This window comes from Pantoea sp. GM_Pan_4 (assembly GCF_026541005.1).
GTDB lineage: Bacteria > Pseudomonadota > Gammaproteobacteria > Enterobacterales > Enterobacteriaceae > Pantoea > Pantoea dispersa.
In genome coordinates, this window is sequence record NZ_JALNUZ010000006.1 from 66,963 (window position 1) to 85,675 (window position 18,713).

Consider the following 18,713-nt stretch of genomic DNA (forward strand, 5'->3'; position numbering starts at 1 on the left):
AATCCAGGGAAACGTAAACCGCGGTGAGTTTCTCTGATAAAAGTAACCAGATGTGTCAATTTCGCGCTCGCACCCGCGCTGCGGCTGACTTATAATCCCCCGCTCTTACAAGGGTTATTATTGTGATAGTGAAACGTCCCGTTACCCGCACCATTGCCCGCGCGCTCAGCGCGATTGTGCTGCTGTCGCTGTTAACCACCGGCCTGGCGCTGATGACGCTCTCCAGCAGTTTGCGCGATGCCGAAGCGGTGAATGTCGCCGGCTCGCTGCGCATGCAAATCTACCGGCTGGCGTGGGACAGCACGCGCGATCCGCAGCAGCTGGCGCACCATATGCAGCAATATCAGCAGACGCTGGAGTCACCGGCGCTGCAACATCTGGAGCGTCCGTGGGTGCCGATTGAAGTCAGCAGCCGCTACCGCTATCTGCGCGACAGCTGGCCGGTACTGCAGGAGACGCTGCAGCCGGCGCGGGCGCAGGTGTACCAGCAGCGCGTGGCGGGCTACGTCAGTGAGATTGACCGCTTCGTGCTGGCGGTGCAGCACTACGCCGAGCTGAAAATGCATCTGGTGGCCGCCAGCAGCCTGTTCGGCTTTCTGGCGATTGTCGCGCTGGCGCTGTGGAGCATTGGCTTTATTCGCCGCAACGTGGTGCGTCCGCTCGATTCGCTGGTCACCGCCAGTCAGTACGTCGAACAGGCCAACTTCAGTTTTCCGCCGCTTTCCGTGCATCAGCCCAACGAGCTGGGCGTGCTGGCGCAGGCGTTTACCACCATGGCGGAGCGGCTGCATTCGCACTATCGCCTGCTGGAGTGCGCGGTGCGCAATAAAACTGAAGATTTAACCCAGGCCAACCGCACGCTGTCGCTGCTGTATGAAAGCTCGCAGATTCTCACCGGCAGCCCGCTCAATCCCGAGCTGATTCAGGGCCTGCTGCGGCTGGTGCAGCGGCGGGAAGCGCTGGAGGTGCTGCAAATCGCCAGCGAGGATATCGCCTTTCAGGCTGGCGTGCCCGCCGACGATCTCAGCTGGCAGCGGCTGCCGCTGCAGCAGGAGGAGCAGCGCCTCGGCGAACTGTGCTGGCAAACCCGCCGCGCGCCGCCGGCCGATGAGCTGATGCACAGCCTGGCCAACATGCTGGCGCGTGCACTGTGGATCTGGCAGACGCAGAAGCAGTATCAGCAGATGCTGCTGATTGAAGAGCGCGCCACCATTGCGCGCGAGCTGCACGATTCGCTGGCGCAGTCGCTCTCTTTTCTGCGTATCCAGCTGACGCTGCTGCGGCGTAATGTCGATAGCAGCCAGCCACAGGCACAGGCGATCATCGCCGATTTCGATCGCGCGCTGGCCGAGGCCTATCAGCAGCTGCGCGAGCTGCTCACCACCTTCCGCCTGAGCATTGAACAGGCCGATTTAGTGCAGGCGATGCAGGCGATGATCGCCCCGCTGCAGGAGCAGTCGCAGGCGGCGATTACCTTTGACTATCAGCCTGGCCTGCAAACGCTGGATGCTCAGCAGCAGGTGCACGTGCTGCAGATTGCGCGCGAGGCGCTGCTCAATGCAATTCGTCACGCGCAGGCGCAGCAGATTCAGATTCGCTATCAGCGTGTCGCTGATGATGAGCACCTGCTGACCATCGAAGATGACGGCTGCGGTATCAACAGCGTGGAAGAGCCACCGGGCCACTACGGGCTGACCATCATGGCCGAGCGCGCGGCGCGTCTCGCCGGCAGCTTACTGATTACCCCGCAGGCGCAGGGCACCTGCGTCACGCTGCGTTTTCCCGCCCGCCCCGCACACCGGCTGGCTTAACGCATTACACTTAGCAAATGGATTGAAACTCTGGAGAACCTATGGCTCACCCTTCCCTGTCTATTATGATCGTTGACGATCATCCGCTGATGCGTCGCGGTATCCGCCAGTTGCTGGCGCTGGAACCGCGTCTGGAAGTGGTGGCTGAGGCGAATAACGGTACCGAAGCGCTGGCCGAAGCGCGCCGTCTGGCACCGGATGTGATTCTGCTCGATCTGAATATGAAGGGCATGTCCGGGCTGGATACGCTGAAGGCGCTGCGCCACGAGGGCGTCGCGGCACGCATTCTGGTGCTGACGGTCTCCGACGCGCGCAGCGATATTTACGCCATGGTGGATGCCGGTGCCGATGGCTATCTGCTTAAAGACAGCGAACCGGAACTGCTGCTGGCGCAGGTGATGCGCGGCGCACAGGGCGAGAACGTATTCAGCGAGGTGGTGGCAGAATATCTGGCGACCCGCCAGCCCAGCGTCAATCCGTTCAGACAGCTGACCGAGCGCGAACTGGATGTGTTGCAGGAAGTAGCACGCGGCTTATCCAACAAAGAGATTGCCGCCACGCTGCATATTTCGGAAGAAACGGTAAAGGTGCACATCCGCAACCTGCTGCGTAAGCTCGACGTCCGTTCCCGCGTTGCGGCAACGGTGCTGTGGCTGGAGAGTCGCAATGTGTGAGTGCGCACATAAAGCTGCTGCGACTTTTACACTTTCTCCATAATTTATCCACGATTCCCTAATTTGCCCCGCGTACAGTAAGCAGCAGCCGGAGTTTTCAGGATCGCCCTTGCACTCCGCCAGCGTGAAGCGCAGCCTGCGGCACGCTTTTACTAATAACAAGTACAAAGTACGCAGCTGAGGAGTGTCGGTTTCATGTCGAACTTTTTTATCGACCGCCCCATTTTTGCCTGGGTGCTGGCTATTTTGCTGTGCCTGTGTGGCACGCTGGCCATTATCTCGCTGCCGGTGGAACAGTATCCGGATCTCGCGCCGCCTAACGTGCGCATCACCGCCAACTATCCCGGCGCATCCGCGCAGACGCTGGAAAACACCGTCACCCAGGTTATCGAGCAGAATATGACGGGGATCGATAACCTGATGTACATGTCCTCGAACAGCAGCAACACCGGCCAGGCGCAGATCACCCTCACCTTTACCGCCGGCACTAACCCGGATGAAGCGCGGCAACAGGTACAGAATCAGCTGCAGAGCGCGCTGCGCAAACTGCCAGCGGCGGTGCAGTCGCAGGGCGTCACGGTAAACAAAACCGGCGACAGCAACATTCTGATGATCGCCTTTGTCTCCACCGACGGCAGCATGGACAAACAGGATATTGCCGATTACGTTGCCAGTAACATTCAGGATCCACTCAGCCGCATCGACGGCGTCGGCCAGGTCGATGCCTACGGCTCGCAATACGCGATGCGCATCTGGCTCGATCCCAACAAGCTGATTAACTACGCGCTAACCACCGACGATGTGGTCAGCGCCATCGAATCGCAGAACACTCAGGTGGCGGTCGGCCAGGTCGGCGGGTTGCCGTCGGTGGACAAACAGGCGCTGAACGCCACGGTTAACGCCCAGTCGATGCTACAGACGCCCGCGCAGTTTCGCGCCATTACGCTAAAAACCAACACCGACGGTTCAGTGGTGACGCTCGGCGACGTGGCCACCATCGCCATGGGCGCCGAAAAGTATGACTTCCTGAGCCGCTATAACGGCCAGCCAGCATCCGGTCTCGGCATCAAGCTGGCCTCCGGCGCTAACGAGATGAACACCGACAAGCTGGTGCGCGCCCGTGTTGCCGAACTGGCGCAATACTTCCCGCACGGACTGGAAGCCAAAGTGGCGTTTGAAACCACGCCGTTCGTCAAAGCCTCCATTAAGGACGTGGTGAAAACCCTGCTGGAAGCGATTCTGCTGGTGTTTCTGGTGATGTACCTGTTCCTGCAAAACTTCCGCGCCACGCTGATTCCCACCATTGCTGTGCCGGTGGTGCTACTTGGGACCTTTGCGGTGCTGTACGCCTGCGGCTTCAGTATTAACACCCTGACCATGTTCGCCATGGTGCTGGCCATCGGGCTGCTGGTGGATGATGCCATCGTGGTGGTGGAGAACGTCGAGCGCATCATGAGCGAAGAGGGACTATCGCCGCGTGCCGCCACGCGTAAATCGATGGGGCAGATTCAGGGCGCGCTGGTGGGCATCGCGCTGGTGCTGTCCGCGGTGTTTGTGCCGATGGCATTCTTTGGCGGCACCGTGGGCGCTATCTATCGCCAGTTCTCCATCACCATTGTCTCGGCGATGGTGCTGTCGGTACTGGTGGCGATGATTCTCACACCCGCGCTGTGCTCCACGCTGCTCAAACCGCTGGCGCAGGGCCAGCACCATGGCCGGCGCGGCTTTTTCGGCTGGTTTAACCGTCACTTCAATGCCAGCGCCGAACGCTACGAGCGCGGCGTAGCGCGCATTCTGCTGAAGAGCGGCCGCTGGCTGCTGCTCTACCTGGCGATTATCGGCGTGATGGCATTCCTGTTTATTCGTCTGCCTACCTCCTTCCTGCCGCTGGAAGATCGCGGCGTATTTCTTACTCAGGTACAACTGCCGCCGGGCTCGACGCTGCAGCAAACCTCGCAGGTGGTGGCAAAGGTTGAGGATTATTACCTGACTGCCGAGAAGGACAATGTGCTGTCGGTGTTCTCCACCATTGGTGCCGGTCCGGGCGGTAACGGACAAAACGTGGCGCGCCTGTTTGTGCGTCTGAAGGACTGGGAGCAGCGGCCAGGTCGCGATCGCACCTCGTTTGCCATCATCGATCGCGCCACCGCAGCCTTCAAAAAGATCAAAGAGGCACGCGTTATCGCCAGCAGTCCACCGGCGATAACCGGCATGGGCAGCTCCTCCGGCTTTGATATGGAGTTGCAGGATCACGGCGGCATCGGGCACACCGAGCTGATGGCGATGCGCGATCGGCTGCTGGCGCTGGCCGACAACAATCCGGCGCTGTCGCGCGTGCGCCACAACGGGCTCGACGACAGCCCGCAGCTGCAGATTGATGTCGACCAGCGCAAAGCGCAGGCGCTCGGCGTGTCGCTGGATACCATCAACGACACCCTGACCACCGCCTGGGGCTCAACCTACGTGAATGATTTTCTCGACCGCGGCCGCGTGAAGAAAGTCTACGTCCAGGCCGCACCGGAATTCCGCATGCTGCCGGGCGACATCAACAAATGGTATGTGCGCAACAACAGCGGCGGCATGGTGCCGTTCTCCGCCTTCGCCACCAGCCACTGGGAGACCGGTTCACCGCGTCTTGAACGCTATAACGGCTATTCGTCGCTGGAGATTGTCGGCGAGGCGGCTAACGGCGTCAGCAGCGGCACGGCGATGGATGAGATGGAGAAACTGGTGGCGCAGCTGCCGCTCGGCGTTGGCTTCCAGTGGACCGGTGCCTCCTATCAGGAACGTCTCTCCGGCTCGCAGGCGCCGGCGCTGTATGCGATTTCGCTGCTGGTAGTGTTCCTGTGCCTCGCGGCGCTGTACGAGAGCTGGTCGATTCCGTTCTCGGTGATGCTGGTGGTGCCGCTGGGCGTGGTGGGCGCGCTGGTCGCCACCTGGCTGCGCGGACTGGAGAATGACGTCTACTTTCAGGTCGGCCTGCTGACGGTGATTGGTCTGTCGGCGAAGAATGCGATCCTGATCGTCGAGTTCGCCAATGAGATCAACAGCAAAGGGCGTGAACTGCTGGAGTCGACGCTGGAGGCATCGCGGCAGCGCCTGCGGCCGATTCTGATGACGTCGCTGGCCTTTATTTTCGGCGTGCTGCCGATGGCGATCAGCAGCGGTGCCGGTTCTGGCAGCCAGCATGCGGTCGGTACTGGCGTGATGGGCGGCATGATCTCCGCCACGGTACTGGCGATCTTCTTCGTGCCGCTGTTCTTCGTGCTGGTGCGCCGTCGCTTCCCGCTGCGGGCAAAGCCGCACGACTGAGGCTAACTTCGGACAAATAAAAAGCCGCCATGATGAATGGCGGCTTTATTGATGTGTGCGGTAAGAATAACAGCAAGTTGGGAAGTGCCCTGCTTTTCTCTTCACGAATTACTTACGTAACATCGCTTCGATAAATTCTTTCCAGTTCCCCAGTTCGTGTTCAACCATAATACCCTCTCTTCTTGTAGTGGCGATTTTACGCCGTTTTTTTCTACAGGTGAATACGTTTCCACCTCTCATCACTATCGGCAACTACCGCAGAAAGCTTGAATTTGCCGAAACTGCGGACTGACGCACATTTCAGCAACCTGTTAATGCGACTCATAAAAGCGCGGACTTAATCCGCCAGGCCCGTTTTTACCACCTAAGATAATTCTTAGATCGCTAATGATGCCGCAGGCGACAATTTCGCAGGTAAGTGAAAGCGTTTACTGGCCCTGATTAGCGTCGTTTATTGGCGTCGCGGCGAGATGAAAAACAGCGCTGCTGCGCGTCTGACCTCACAGCCCACAGCGCGCTATGGTAAACTCGCGCTTTATTTAACACAGGACGGGAATACGCGATGACAGCGCAGTGGGTGATGTACGGAATTAAGAATTGCGACACCATAAAAAAAGCACGCAACTATTTGAGCACTTCCGGCATCGACTTTCATTTTCATGATTATCGCGCTGACGGGCTGGATGCGGCGCTGCTGCAATCCTTCATCGACCAGCTGGGGTATGACGTGCTGCTGAACACGCGCGGCACCACCTGGCGTCAGTTGCCGGAAGCGGAACGCGATGCCATCCGCGATGCGGCCAGCGCCAAAGCGCTGATGCTGGCGCACCCGGCGCTGATCAAACGTCCGGTGCTGGCGGCGCCAGACGGTACATTGCTGGTGGGTTTCAAAGAACCCGTTTATCACGCCTTTATCCAGGAGAAGTCATAACATGTTCTGTCCGGTCATTGAGCTGGCTCAGCAGCTTATTCGTCGCCCCTCGCTTAGTCCGGATGACGCCGGTTGCCAGGCCATGTTAATTGCGCGCCTGGAGGCGATTGGTTTCCACGTCGAGCCGATGCACATTGGCGATACGCTTAACTTCTGGGCCACGCGCGGCCAGGGCGAAACGCTGGCCTTTGCCGGGCACACCGATGTGGTGCCGCCGGGCGATGCCAACCGCTGGATCAGCCCGCCGTTTGAACCTTCGATTCGCGACGGCATGCTGTTTGGCCGTGGCGCCGCGGACATGAAAGGCTCGCTGGCGGCGATGGTGGTGGCGGCCGAGCGCTTCGTTGCTGCCCATCCCAATCATGCTGGCCGGCTGGCGTTTCTCATCACTTCCGATGAAGAAGCCAGCGCCGTCAACGGTACGGTAAAAGTGGTTGAGCGCCTGATGGCGCGCAATGAACGCATGGATTACTGCCTCGTCGGTGAACCGTCGAGCACCGAAGTGGTCGGCGATGTGGTGAAGAATGGTCGTCGCGGCTCGATGACCGCCAATCTGACCATTCACGGCGTGCAGGGCCACGTGGCTTATCCGCATCTGGCTGATAACCCGGTACATCGCGCAATGCCAGCGCTCAACGAGCTGGTGGCGACCGAATGGGATCAGGGCAATGAGTTCTTCCCGCCGACCAGCATGCAGATCGCCAACGTGCAGGCCGGCACCGGCAGTAACAATGTGATCCCCGGCGAGTTTTTCGTGCAGTTTAACTTCCGCTTCAGCACCGAACTGACCGATCAGATGATCAAAGATCGCGTGGCGGCGCTGCTTGATCGCCACCAGCTGCGCTATACGCTGGAGTGGAATGTGTCCGGTCAGCCATTCCTGACTTCACGCGGCAAGCTGGTGGATGCGGTCGTCAACGCCGTGGCGCACTATAATGAGATCAAGCCGCAGCTGTTAACCACCGGCGGCACCTCTGACGGGCGCTTTATTGCCCGCATGGGCGCACAGGTGGTGGAGCTCGGCCCGGTGAATGCCACTATTCATAAGATCAATGAGTGCGTGAAAGCCTCGGATTTGCAGCTGCTGAGCCGGATGTATCAGCGCATTATGGAACAGCTGATCGCCTGATGGCACCTTGAAGGAGAAACCTCATGGAATGGTTAAAAGAGTACTGGTGGGTGATTGTGATTCTGCTGATGGTGGGCGTGCTGATGAACGTCTACAAAGACCTGAAGCGCATCGATCATAAAAAATATATGGATAACAAACCGGATCTGCCACCGCATCGCGATTTCAACGATAAGTGGGACGATGACGACGACTGGCCGAAGAAGAAGTAGTCGCCGCTGATCGTTTAGCGTATAAGGTCGCCCTGCACGGCGACCTTTGTTTTATGGCGCGCCGGTCTCACACCATCATCACCACATCGTCGTCGCCCGGCTTCGCCCCGCTCAGCGCCTCATCGAAATAGCGGCGCGGCACGGTGTAGCGCAGGTGATTCAGTGCCAGCTGCATGCTGCGTTCATCAATTGCGTGCGGCAGGTCGTCAACGATATCCAGCGTCACATCGCCGCCCAGCGCGGTTAAGCGCTGCATCGCCGCTTCCGCATGCTGCATCGGCACCTGCTCGTCATAATCGCCGTGAATCAGGTGGATAGTGTTGCGCGTGCTGGCCTGCTCCGGCAGCGTGACGTAGCGGCCGCTAAAGGCCACCACGCGTCCCGCCAGATCCGGCTGGGCTTTTACGCCTTCCAGCACCATGGTGCCGCCCTGCGAAAAACCGACCAGCGCGGTGGCTTCCGGCCGCACGCCGCTCTGCTGCTGCCAGTGACGCACCGACTCGACAAAGGACGGCATCACCGCATCCACGCCCTGCTGCTGCGAGCGGTCGTGTTCCGGTATCTCGGCATACCACTGGCGGCCCTGCGGCGCGCTGGCCGGATAAGGTGCGCCCACTGACACCACCTGCGCCTGCGGAAACGCCTGCGCGAACCAGCTGCCAATCTGCGCCATCGAATCGGGGTTGTCGTTCACGCCGTGATACAGCAGAAACAGCTGCGCGGCGTTATCCGGTTGCTGAACAATTACATATCGTAGTGCCATAACGTCCTCCTCAAATCACTATACGCCGCTGACGGCAAAGTGATATTGGGAAAATTTGAACGAGATAATGGATTTATTGCAATGTGCCGAGGCGCTGCTGCCAGTGCTGCGCGGTGGCGGCATCCAGCGTGGTGAGTGCGTCAGCCGCCTCCGCGCGCAGCCTGAGCATCAGCGCTTTACGCCCGCTCACACCGGCCAGCCGTGCCGCTTCACTCAGCGTTTTTTTTTGTTGCAGTATGGCACACAGCAAGGGTGGCGATGCGACACCAGCCAGCCGCTGCAGCACCGGATAGCTGGCTTCAAACGGCCGCTGCGCCCAGGCAAACGCGGCCAGCAGCGGCCAGTCGTCGGCGCTGAGAGATTGATGGTCGGTGGACGACAGGGTCAGCGGCACCGCGATCAGCTTTTGCAGCCACGGCCAGTCGCGCGCCAGACGCTGCGCGGCGCGCTGCTGCAGGGCTTCACCGGCAGGCGTCAGCGCACAAATCGCCATCGCCGCATAGCAACCGCTGCTGGCTTCGCGCTGTGAACCGATACGCACCAGCGTAAAGCCGCAGGCGCGCCAGAACTGCCACAGCGCTGCGGTGTAGCCAAAGCTCACCGACAGATAGTCCGCGCCCTGCGCCTGCTGCCGCGCCGTCGCCACCAGCGCGCGACCGATGCCGCGCTGGCGCTGCGCGGCCTGCACGGCGATGCGGCTGATGCGCAGCGAACGTAACGTCGCCGCTTCAGTAAAACCGGCATGTGCCGCTAATGACTGCGCCACCAGATTGCCGCGCGGACGACGTAAGCCGGCCCACACCGCCTGCGCCAGCGCGGCATCCAGTCCGCCCTCTTCCACCAGCCACAGCGCGCCGGTGACCTGCTGCGGCTGCCCGGCCAGCCAGAAATGCATGCCGGGCGCATCCAGCATACGTCGCAGATCGAGTGGCGAGGTGCGATAGTGGGCGCTCGCCAGCAGACGATAGCCGGCCTGTAAGGCGTCGGCGTGCTGCGTGGGCGTAGCGGCAAAAATCGCTGTCTGCGCGGGTGCGTCGCAGGCTTCGGCCTCAGCAAACAGCAGCGCCGCACTCAGCCACTGCTCCAGCGGATCCTGCGCCGACCAGCGCAGCGGCTCATCCAGCTGGAAATAGCGCACCTGCGGCAGCGTGGCGCAAAAGCGCAGCATGAAACCGCGCCCAGTACCTTCGTAGCCCTGCACCGTGGTGGTCAGCAGAACGCGTGGAAAATGCTGCACCAGCTGCTGTAACAGCGGCGCGGGGATCGCCGCGGCCTCATCCACAATCAGCCATTCTGCCAGCGGCTGAGCCTCCTGCGGCTGAGCGAGAATCGCATCCGGGGCCATAAAGCTAAACTGCTCAGCGGCGAACTGCGCCAGCACCTCCGTCGCGGCTTTGGCCGGCGCCGTCACCAGCGCGCTTTGCGTCTGGCGCGCCAGCATCCCCGCCAGTGCCGATTTGCCGCGACCGCGCGGGGCGATGATCACCGCGACACCGGGCGGCATGGCGCACAGCTGACGGACAATCTGCGCCTGCTGCTCGGGGGCGCGACACTGCCACGGCGCGAAGGACTGCGGTGCCGGCAGGCGCGGCGTCTGGTGCTGACGCAGCAGCATCACCTGCGCATCCTGCAGGATATGCTGTTGCAGATGGTGGATGAAATGCGGCGTGGCGATGGGCTGGTCGACATCGGCCCAGCGCAGGCTGTCGCGATCGGGTTGCGCCGGCCAGGCGTTCCAGTCTGGCGTCAGTAACAGCAGCCAGCTGCCGGCCCGCAGCGTCCCGGCCAGCGCAGCGAACGCTTCCGCATGAAAGCCGTGGCGCGCATCGAAAATGGCATGCCGGAATTCCCGGCCCAGCAGGGTACGCAGCGCCGCAGGCGCGACGCGCTGCGGGAAGTCATCGCTGTCGCTGACCGTTAACCAGTCACCGGGCAGTGCGGCCTGCCATGTGGCCGCCTCATGGCGCGCCCAGCCAGCTTCACCGGCTATTACGCACAGACGGCGGATACCGGCTTGCTGCATCGCCGCCGTCAGTTCAGCGTGCAACATCAGTTACTGGCGAAGGTATTGCACTGGCCCGGATTGCCGCTGTCAAAACCGCGTTTGAACCAGGTGTAGCGCTGCTGTGAGGTGCCGTGAGTGAAGCTGTCCGGCACTACGCGCCCCTGACTTTGCTGCTGCAGACGATCGTCGCCAATCGCCTCGGCGGCGTTCAGCGCTTCCTGTAAATCGCCCACCTCAAGAATGTTCTCCTGCTGCATATAGTGACCCCAGACGCCAGCAAAGCAGTCCGCCTGCAGCTCCATCTTCACCGACAGCTGGTTCACCTGCGCCTGCGTGGCGCCCTGCTGCATCTGGCGCACTTTCGGTTCGATACCCAGCAGTTTCTGCACGTGATGCCCTACTTCGTGGGCGATGACGTAACCCTGGGCAAAATCCCCCCCGGCTCCGAGTTTGGTTTTCATGTCGTCATAGAAAGAGAGATCGATATATACCGTCTGATCGGCCGGGCAGTAGAACGGCCCCATTGCCGACTGGCCGGTGCCGCAGTTAGTGCGCGTCGCACCGCGATACATCACCAGCTTTGGCGGCGCGTATTGTTTGCCCATCTGCTGGAACAGTTTGCCCCAGGTATCTTCGGTGGTGGCGAGGATCACCGAGGTGAATTTGGCCGCCTCGTTATCCTGCGCCGAATTGACCTGACGCTGCTGCTGCTGCGACACCGGCGCGCCGCCTTCCAGCAGCGCGGTGAGGTCGTAGCCGTAATAGCCAGCGACCGCGACCACAATCAGCAGAATAATGCCGCCCTTGCCGCGCGGCAGACGAATCTGGCGTCCGCCAGAACTAAAACCCGGCGAATCGCCGCGACGATCTTCCACATTGTCGCTTTCACGACGCCCTTGCCAGCGCATGGCCTGCTCCTGTTATCAATGACTTTTGCATGATTTTAGTTGGCGGCAGAGGTTAGTACCAGCAATGCGATGCCAGCGGAGCGAGATTGCGCGCAGAGTGCAGCGTGAAGGCCGTAAACAGACAATAAAAAAGGCCGCCAGCCAGGGCGACCTTCATGCGCTGAAAGGTTTGCGTCTGTTATACCGTGACGCACACCGGCAGAAGCTTAGTCCAGTTTGACACCCAGACGGTGTGCCACTTCTTCGTACGCTTCGATCAGGCCGCCGAGGCTCTGACGGAAACGGTCTTTATCCATCTTGTCCATGGTCTCTTTGTCCCACAGACGCGCGCCGTCTGGCGAGAATTCGTCGCCCAGCGTCACTTCACCTTTGAACAGACCGAACTCCAGCTTGAAGTCCACCAGAATCAGGCCGGCATCATCAAACAGTTTGCTCAGCACTTCGTTGGCTTTGAAGGTCAGCTCCTGCATGCGCGCCAGGTTGGCCTTGCTCACCCAGCCAAAGGTTTCGCAGTACGATTCGTTGACCATCGGGTCGTGTTTGGCGTCATCTTTCAGGAAGAGATCAAACAGCGGTGGATTGAGCAGCATGCCCTCTTCCACGCCCAGACGTTTCACCAGCGATCCGGCCGCCCGGTTGCGCACCACGCACTCTACCGGCACCATCTCCAGCTTTTTCACCAGCGCTTCGTTATCAGAAAGCAGCGCTTCCATCTGGGTCGGAATGCCCGCTTCCTGCAGTTTGGTCATGATGAAATGGTTGAACTTGTTGTTCACCATGCCTTTACGATCAAACTGCTCGATTCGTGCACCGTCTCCTGCTGACGTATCGTTGCGGAATTCAAGTACCAGCAGATCCGGATTGTCGGTGCTGTATACGGTTTTCGCTTTACCGCGATACAACTCAGCTCGCTTTTGCATCTTGTTAACTCCAAACATGAAAGAACCCGTGTTCAGCGGTGTTTCACCGCGCGATGACTGCCTGACGCAATCGTTTACCTCGCCGGGCGCTATTATGCCAAAACCAAAACAAAAAGGCCGGAGAATCTCCGGCCTTTATTGCATTTATTTGTTCAGTGCGCCCTGCAGGACCGCCACCAGCGCATCATTCTGCGCCTGGGTGAGTACGTGTCCTTTCGGATCGATGAACTGCAGGCTGCTGCGGTTATCGAGATCGCCCACCTGCAACTTGTAGTCGCCGTTTGGCAGTTCCGGATCTTTCGCGCCGATGGCGTCAAACGCGCTGCTGCCCGGCTGCTTGTAGGTCACTTTCAGACTGCCTTGCGAGCGGTTGTCATCGGTAACTTCCATGCCCATACGCTTCAGCGCCGCCGGCAGACGCTGCCAGGTGACGTTAAACGGTGAGCGCAGCACCAGCAGTGGCAGGCCGGTGTCGTCCGCGCCGCTCTGGACATCAATCTGTCCGCTGGCACGTCCGGCAGCCGCATCCTGGCTGGCGGTATCGATCTTATCCAGGCCGGTGCTGATGTCATTCAGCATCTGACCGGTATAGCGCTGAACCTGGACCGGCGTGGTGACCGTCTGGCCCTGCTGCTGCAGTTCCAGCAGACGTACGGTCAGCACCTGCTGATAGCCCTGGTTCTGCACGCTGATCTGGTAACGGCCGCGATACTGGTTATCTTCGTCAGCACGGTTCCACTGCACCCAATCGGTGGTGAGCTGCTGCGCCGCATCATCACGCTGGGCAACCGGGAATTTGTATGACTGCACCACGTTCACCACCTGCGACCAGATGGAGCCACGGCTGCTGTCAACCGCCAGCACGCCGGTGTTACCGGTGAACTGCGCGCGGGTGCCGTTCATCAGCGCCAGCGGCTGCGCCGGTGGACGGATGTCGAGCTCTTTACCCAGCGCGCCTTTCGCCACGCTGTGCGGCACATCGTAATCACCATTCTGCAGCGGCAGAATCATGCCCGCCGGGGCTTTTAAATCATGCAGTTCAGGCGCCTGCAGGTAAGATTCATCACCGCTGACCTGGCGCTTATAACGCTGATCGCTGGAACAAGCTGTTAGCAGCATCAGGGTGGACAGGCCCACCACGGTTGCCAGCGTCGAGCGCTTAACTGAATAACTCATTGATTCTCCCTAAATTATCGCAGACCCGCCTGGATCAGCGCCTGCGCGGTTTTCGCCTGACCGGCTTCGGTCAGCGGCGTCATCGGCAAGCGCAGCGTGTCATCGGCGATTAATCCTAGCTGTTTCGCGGCCCATTTCACCGGGATAGGATTCGGTTCACAGAAAAGCGTCTGGTGCAGGTGCATCAGACGCTGATTCAGGCGACGCGCTTCGGCAAATTTGCCCTCTTGTGCCAGCGCACAGAGTTCAACCATTTCACGTGCTGCAATGTTAGCCGTGACCGAAATAACGCCTTTGCCGCCCAGTTGCATGGAGTCCAGCGCTGTCGCGTCATCACCGCTGACAATAATGAACTCATCTCCAACCAGCTGTTGGATCTGCGAAATACGCGATAAGTTCCCGGTGGCCTCTTTGATTCCGATAATATTTTTGATTTCAGCCAGGCGGGCAACGGTTTCCGGCAGCATGTCACAGCCGGTACGTGACGGGACGTTATACAGCATCTGTGGCAGATCGGTGCTTTCGGCGATCGCTTTGAAGTGCTGGTACAGACCTTCCTGCGTCGGACGGTTGTAGTACGGGGTCACGGTGAGGCAGCCGACTACGCCGGTGCCGGTAAAGCGTTTTGTCAGAGAGATCCCTTCGGCGGTGGCATTCGCGCCGGTCCCGGCAATCACGGGAATGCGGCCATCGGCCAGCTCCAGGGTTTGCATCACCACATCGCCATGCTCTTCATGGCTGAGGGTCGCGGATTCGCCGGTGGTGCCAACAGAAACAATCGCCGCCGTACCGCTGGCGACATGATAATCAATCAGTTTTTTCAGACTTGCGCGGCAGACATCACCTTTTTCATTCAAAGGCGTAATGAGCGCAACAATACTTCCGGTGAACATGGGCTATCCCCTCGACAAACAAGTGCCTCATGTTACGTTTTCCGCCGAAAGAAAAGCAAGCGAGCCACGCCATTACCGCGCTTGTCAGCAGTTTTTTTTATGTTTACCTTATGGTTATTAGCGAACGTACAGGAAACGCCATTTTGCCGCAGTCACAGCCGCACCATCTGGTGATCACCGCTCTGGGCGTTGATCGTCCGGGTATCGTCAATACTATTACCCGCCACGTCAGCAGCTGCGGTTGCAACATTGAAGACAGCCGCCTGGCGATGCTGGGCGACGAGTTCACCTTTATTATGCTGCTCTCCGGCAGCTGGAACGCCATTACCCTGATTGAATCGACCCTGCCGATGAAGGGTGCCGAGCTAGAGCTGCTGATCGTGATGAAGCGCACCAATGCGCGCGTGACGCCGCCGATGCCCGCCACCGTCTGGGTACAGGTGGAAGTGCCGGACTCACCGCATATCATCGAACGCTTCACCGATCTGTTCGATAAACATCAGATGAACATCGCCGAGCTGGTGTCGCGCATTACGCCCGCCCAGGACGACGCGCCGCCGGTGCTCTATATTCAGATGACCGCGCACAGCCCGGCGAATCATGCCAGCGCACCGTTTGAGCAGGCTTTCCATCGGCTGTGCGAAGAACTGCATGCACAAGGTTCAATTCGCCTCTATAGTGTCACCGACGACGCGCACAGCGCCGTCTGAATCAGGCTCCGGGTTATTCCGCCACACACTCTGCCGCGCCGGCATACCGTGTAGTGAAATAACCCTGAGGTAAACTCCACCTGGCGCTTTTGCCGCTGATGGTGTATTACCCACAGCATGAAGAAAAAAATGGAGAGTTGTGATGAATCCACTGAAAGCCGGTGACACCGCACCGAAATTTAGCTTGCCCGATCAGGATGGCGAACAAGTAAATTTGGCCGACTTCCAGGGACAGCGCGTTCTGGTCTATTTCTACCCGAAAGCCATGACGCCGGGCTGCACCACGCAGGCCTGTGGTCTGCGCGATAACATGGATGATTTAAAGAAGGCGGGCGTGGAAGTGCTGGGCATCAGCACCGACAAGCCGGAAAAACTGTCTCGCTTTGTCGAGAAAGAACTACTCAACTTCACCCTGCTGTCGGATGAAGATCATCAGGTTTGCGAGCAGTTTGGCGTCTGGGGTGAGAAAACCTTTATGGGGAAAACCTACGACGGCATTCACCGCATCAGCTTCCTGATTGGCGGCGATGGCAAAGTGGAGAAGGTGTTCGACGATTTTAAAACCTCGAACCACCACGATATCGTGCTCGATTACCTGAAATCAGCCTGATTACCAACGGGTGCCCGCCAGGCACCCGTTTTTTTATCCTGCTGTGACGCTGCGCGATTAATAGCGCGAAACCGTGCTGGCCAGCGCTTCCTGCCCGGCAATCACCACGCAGTTACGTCCGGCGTTTTTCGCCTGATATAGCGCATCATCGGCCTGCTTCAGAATCTGCTCCTGACTGCCGTGCGTCGGCTGCCAGCTGGCGATACCAATCGAAATCGTGATCTGCCCGACCGGATCAATCCAGCCGCCGGCAATGCTGGTGCGCACGCGCTCCGCAATCACCCGCGCTTCATCAGGGGCGGTGGCGGGAAGCAGCATCAGAAACTCTTCGCCGCCGTTCCGGCACACCACGTCGGTCTGACGCGCGCTCTGGCGCAGCGTGCGCGCCACCTGTTTGATCACCTCGTCGCCAACATCATGCCCGAAGTTATCATTCACCCGCTTGAAATGGTCAATATCCAGCGCCAGCACGGCAAACGGCTGCTGCATGGTATCGAAATAGTCGAGCACCGCGCTCAGGCCGCGGCGATTGAGCAGGCTGGTCATGGGATCGCTCTGCACCTCTGACTTAAGCCGGCCGATTTTATCCTGCACCAGACCAATGCCGGTGAGCAGCGCGCGCTTCACCTGCGCCGCTTCAAAGTACCAGGCGCGGATCACGCCAATTTCCCCGGAAACGCCCTGGGTATCCATCTGGCTGGCTTTGCGCGCCAGCTGCCACAGCGGCAAGGCAATCAGCCGGGCCAGAATCACCGCCACCAGCAGCGTCAGTAGCGCAAACGGCACCGAATTCTTCAGCACCTGGAGCAGCAGCCCGGAGAGCGGCGCCAGCGTGACGTTTGTCGGCTTGAGCGCCACCACCATCCAGCCGGTGGTGGGCACCACAGCGTAGCCCGCCAGCTTCGCCGTACCCTCTTCCGTCAGCTGAACTTCGCCATTGCTGTGCTCCTGGCGCTGACGATCGCTGACGATGCCCGGCACGTTTTTGCCAATCAGCTGATTGTTCTGGTGATACAGCACGCGGTTTTCGCGATCCAGCACGTAAACATGGGTGCCGTTACGATAGTACTGCTCGCCGAGCAGCACGTTAAGAATGCTCTTTTTCTTCAGATAAATAGTGCCGCCGACGTAGCCAAGATAGCGCCCATCGGTGCTCCATACCGGCCAGGAAACAAACACCAGCAGGTTATTGGTGGCAGAAATGGTGGGCCGGCTGACCATCGGCTGGCGCTGCGCCAGCGCTTCGCGCGAAGACTGGCTGGTGAGCTGCATGCCTTTCAGCATCAGCGATTCCGGCGAAATGGCTTTAATCACGCCGTTGCTGTCGACAATCGCCACCGAGTTAAAACTGCTGGTCTGTTCGCGCAGTCGGTTCACTTCCTGCTGCAGCAGTTCGGGATTGTCGAAATCTTTACCCAGCTGATTGGCGCTGTAGTGCAGCTGCGACTGCGCCAGCTGGAAAAACACTTCGGTGGTGGCCGCCAGCTTGGTGGCGTAAGCGCGATTGGCTTCAAGAGTGCTTTCGATCAGCACCATACGCTGTACGCGCCAGGTGGCGTACAGCGTATTAGCCAGTGTGATGACAATACTGGTGATCGCCAGCAGCGCAATCAGCGTGCGCAGATCAGTTTTTGGCCGGATGCGCGTTAACATGGCGCAACCGCCCTGGTGAGTAGCTTCATAAGTTAGCGTGCCTGACTATCTTGTTATAATTGGAGGTGTTTACCCTGGTGAGGTAACAGACAATTGTACACCTCTGAGCCAAATTGACTACGACGCAGACCCTCAGGAACGCTTTTTTATTGTGCTATTACTGGTGCTAATCAATTAAACCCTGCGCATCGTAAAACGGCCACGGTCCTGGATAATCGCCGATCGCGCACAGATGCGTAGTCATCCCCTGCTGCGGCTGCCAGCGATGCAGCAGAAAACCGGGCGGTTCCAGCACAAAGTTCGCCGGACCGTGGTCACGCAAATCCAGTGCCACCTGATGCGACACACCGGGCGCCACGCAGGCCAGCGTGCCGGCAAAACGCGCCTGCACCGAGCGGTGCAGGTGACCGCTCAACACCCGTTCCACCTGGGGATGCTGACCAACGATGGCAGCCAGCGCCGCCGGATTGCGCAGCGGCTGCCGATCCATATGGCCAATGCCGCTCAGGAACGGCGGATGATGCAGCAGCACCAGCGTCGGCAAATCAGGCTCACGCGCCAGCTGCTCTGCCAGCCATTGCAGCTGTGCGTCATCGACGTAGCCCCACGGCTGATGCGGTACGCTGGAGTCGAGCGCCAGCAGTTGCAGATGATTCACACGCATCTGCCAGTTGAGCGTTTCGCCGTGCTGCAGGTAATGATGCTCAGGAAACGCGGCGCGCAGTTGCTGGCGATCGTCGTGATTGCCCGGCATCAGCAGGAACGGCAGCTGCAGATGGCGCAGCGCCTCGCGCAGCGTCTGGTACTCTTCCGCAGTGCCAAAATCCACCAGGTCGCCGGTAATCACCACCGTATCCGGTCGCGGCACCAGCTGATTCAGCGTGTCGATCACCCGCAGCAGCGCAGCGTGCGTATCCACTTTTTTATAGGAGAGACGGCCATGGGCCTTGATGTGTAAATCGCTGATTTGCGCAATCAGCGTCATTGCGTCAGTCACAACAGCTCC

16 protein-coding genes are annotated in these 18,713 nt (G+C 59.6%); 8 read left to right on the forward strand and 8 right to left on the reverse strand.

The window, feature by feature from the left end:
- Nucleotides 1–122: 122 nt before the first annotated feature.
- The 6 genes from narQ (at nt 123) to OXR61_RS14220 (ending at nt 8,069) form a co-directional block, all read left to right on the forward strand.
- On the forward strand, nt 123–1,811 hold the full coding sequence (gene narQ / locus OXR61_RS14195) for a nitrate/nitrite two-component system sensor histidine kinase NarQ (RefSeq protein ID WP_031279801.1): 1,689 nt from the start codon (nt 123–125) through the stop codon (nt 1,809–1,811).
- 41 nt (nt 1,812–1,852) lie between these two features.
- The gene (locus tag OXR61_RS14200; protein ID WP_031279800.1) at nt 1,853–2,485 is read left to right on the forward strand and encodes a response regulator; all 633 of its coding nucleotides are present in this window, start codon (nt 1,853–1,855) and stop codon (nt 2,483–2,485) included.
- A 195-nt stretch (nt 2,486–2,680) separates the two neighbouring features.
- A complete protein-coding gene (gene acrD, locus OXR61_RS14205) occupies nt 2,681–5,797 on the forward strand; it encodes a multidrug efflux RND transporter permease AcrD (protein ID WP_021508044.1) in 3,117 nt (1,038 codons plus the stop codon).
- Nucleotides 5,798–6,359: 562 nt separating this feature from the next.
- Nucleotides 6,360–6,728: an ArsC family reductase gene (locus OXR61_RS14210; RefSeq protein ID WP_021508043.1), complete on the forward strand. Its 369-nt coding sequence runs from the start codon at nt 6,360–6,362 to the stop codon at nt 6,726–6,728.
- A gap of 1 nt (nt 6,729) precedes the next feature.
- The gene (gene dapE, locus OXR61_RS14215; protein ID WP_010617581.1) at nt 6,730–7,857 is read left to right on the forward strand and encodes a succinyl-diaminopimelate desuccinylase; all 1,128 of its coding nucleotides are present in this window, start codon (nt 6,730–6,732) and stop codon (nt 7,855–7,857) included.
- A gap of 23 nt (nt 7,858–7,880) precedes the next feature.
- The gene (locus OXR61_RS14220) at nt 7,881–8,069 is read left to right on the forward strand and encodes a YpfN family protein (RefSeq protein ID WP_021508042.1); all 189 of its coding nucleotides are present in this window, start codon (nt 7,881–7,883) and stop codon (nt 8,067–8,069) included.
- Between the two features lie 67 nt (nt 8,070–8,136).
- On the opposite strand, the gene ypfH is transcribed toward OXR61_RS14220, so the two are convergent.
- The 6 genes from ypfH to dapA form a co-directional block, all read right to left on the reverse strand.
- Nucleotides 8,137–8,832: an esterase gene (gene ypfH / locus OXR61_RS14225; RefSeq protein ID WP_021508041.1), complete on the reverse strand. Its 696-nt coding sequence runs from the start codon at nt 8,830–8,832 to the stop codon at nt 8,137–8,139.
- A 73-nt stretch (nt 8,833–8,905) separates the two neighbouring features.
- Entirely contained in the window at nt 8,906–10,882 is a 1,977-nt protein-coding gene (locus OXR61_RS14230) for a GNAT family N-acetyltransferase (RefSeq protein ID WP_267412340.1), read from the reverse strand.
- Nucleotides 10,882–11,745, reverse strand: a complete 864-nt coding sequence (locus OXR61_RS14235; RefSeq protein ID WP_021506607.1) for a neutral zinc metallopeptidase — start codon at nt 11,743–11,745, stop codon at nt 10,882–10,884. Before OXR61_RS14235 ends, OXR61_RS14230 begins: the two co-directional genes overlap by 1 nt.
- Before the next feature lie 206 nt (nt 11,746–11,951).
- Nucleotides 11,952–12,665 carry a phosphoribosylaminoimidazolesuccinocarboxamide synthase gene (purC, locus tag OXR61_RS14240; RefSeq protein WP_031279423.1) on the reverse strand — a complete coding sequence of 238 codons (714 nt, stop codon included), beginning with the start codon at nt 12,663–12,665 and terminating at the stop codon, nt 11,952–11,954.
- A gap of 144 nt (nt 12,666–12,809) precedes the next feature.
- Nucleotides 12,810–13,841 carry an outer membrane protein assembly factor BamC gene (gene bamC, locus OXR61_RS14245; RefSeq protein WP_021506605.1) on the reverse strand — a complete coding sequence of 344 codons (1,032 nt, stop codon included), beginning with the start codon at nt 13,839–13,841 and terminating at the stop codon, nt 12,810–12,812.
- Nucleotides 13,842–13,855: 14 nt separating this feature from the next.
- Nucleotides 13,856–14,734: a 4-hydroxy-tetrahydrodipicolinate synthase gene (gene dapA / locus OXR61_RS14250; RefSeq protein WP_021506604.1), complete on the reverse strand. Its 879-nt coding sequence runs from the start codon at nt 14,732–14,734 to the stop codon at nt 13,856–13,858.
- Nucleotides 14,735–14,874: 140 nt separating this feature from the next.
- On the opposite strand from dapA, the gene OXR61_RS14255 reads away from it, so the two are divergent.
- On the forward strand, nt 14,875–15,444 hold the full coding sequence (locus OXR61_RS14255; RefSeq protein ID WP_195910929.1) for a glycine cleavage system transcriptional repressor: 570 nt from the start codon (nt 14,875–14,877) through the stop codon (nt 15,442–15,444).
- A 142-nt stretch (nt 15,445–15,586) separates the two neighbouring features.
- The gene (bcp, locus tag OXR61_RS14260; protein ID WP_021506602.1) at nt 15,587–16,054 is read left to right on the forward strand and encodes a thioredoxin-dependent thiol peroxidase; all 468 of its coding nucleotides are present in this window, start codon (nt 15,587–15,589) and stop codon (nt 16,052–16,054) included.
- Between the two features lie 57 nt (nt 16,055–16,111).
- On the opposite strand, the gene OXR61_RS14265 is transcribed toward bcp, so the two are convergent.
- Together OXR61_RS14265 and OXR61_RS14270 are read right to left on the reverse strand one after the other, a co-directional pair.
- Nucleotides 16,112–17,707, reverse strand: coding sequence for a sensor domain-containing diguanylate cyclase (locus OXR61_RS14265; protein WP_267412341.1), 1,596 nt, complete (start codon nt 17,705–17,707; stop codon nt 16,112–16,114).
- A gap of 166 nt (nt 17,708–17,873) precedes the next feature.
- Complete coding sequence (locus OXR61_RS14270; RefSeq protein WP_031279421.1) at nt 17,874–18,704, reverse strand: phosphodiesterase; 831 nt, start codon at nt 18,702–18,704, stop codon at nt 17,874–17,876.
- Between the last annotated feature and the right edge of the window lie 9 nt (nt 18,705–18,713).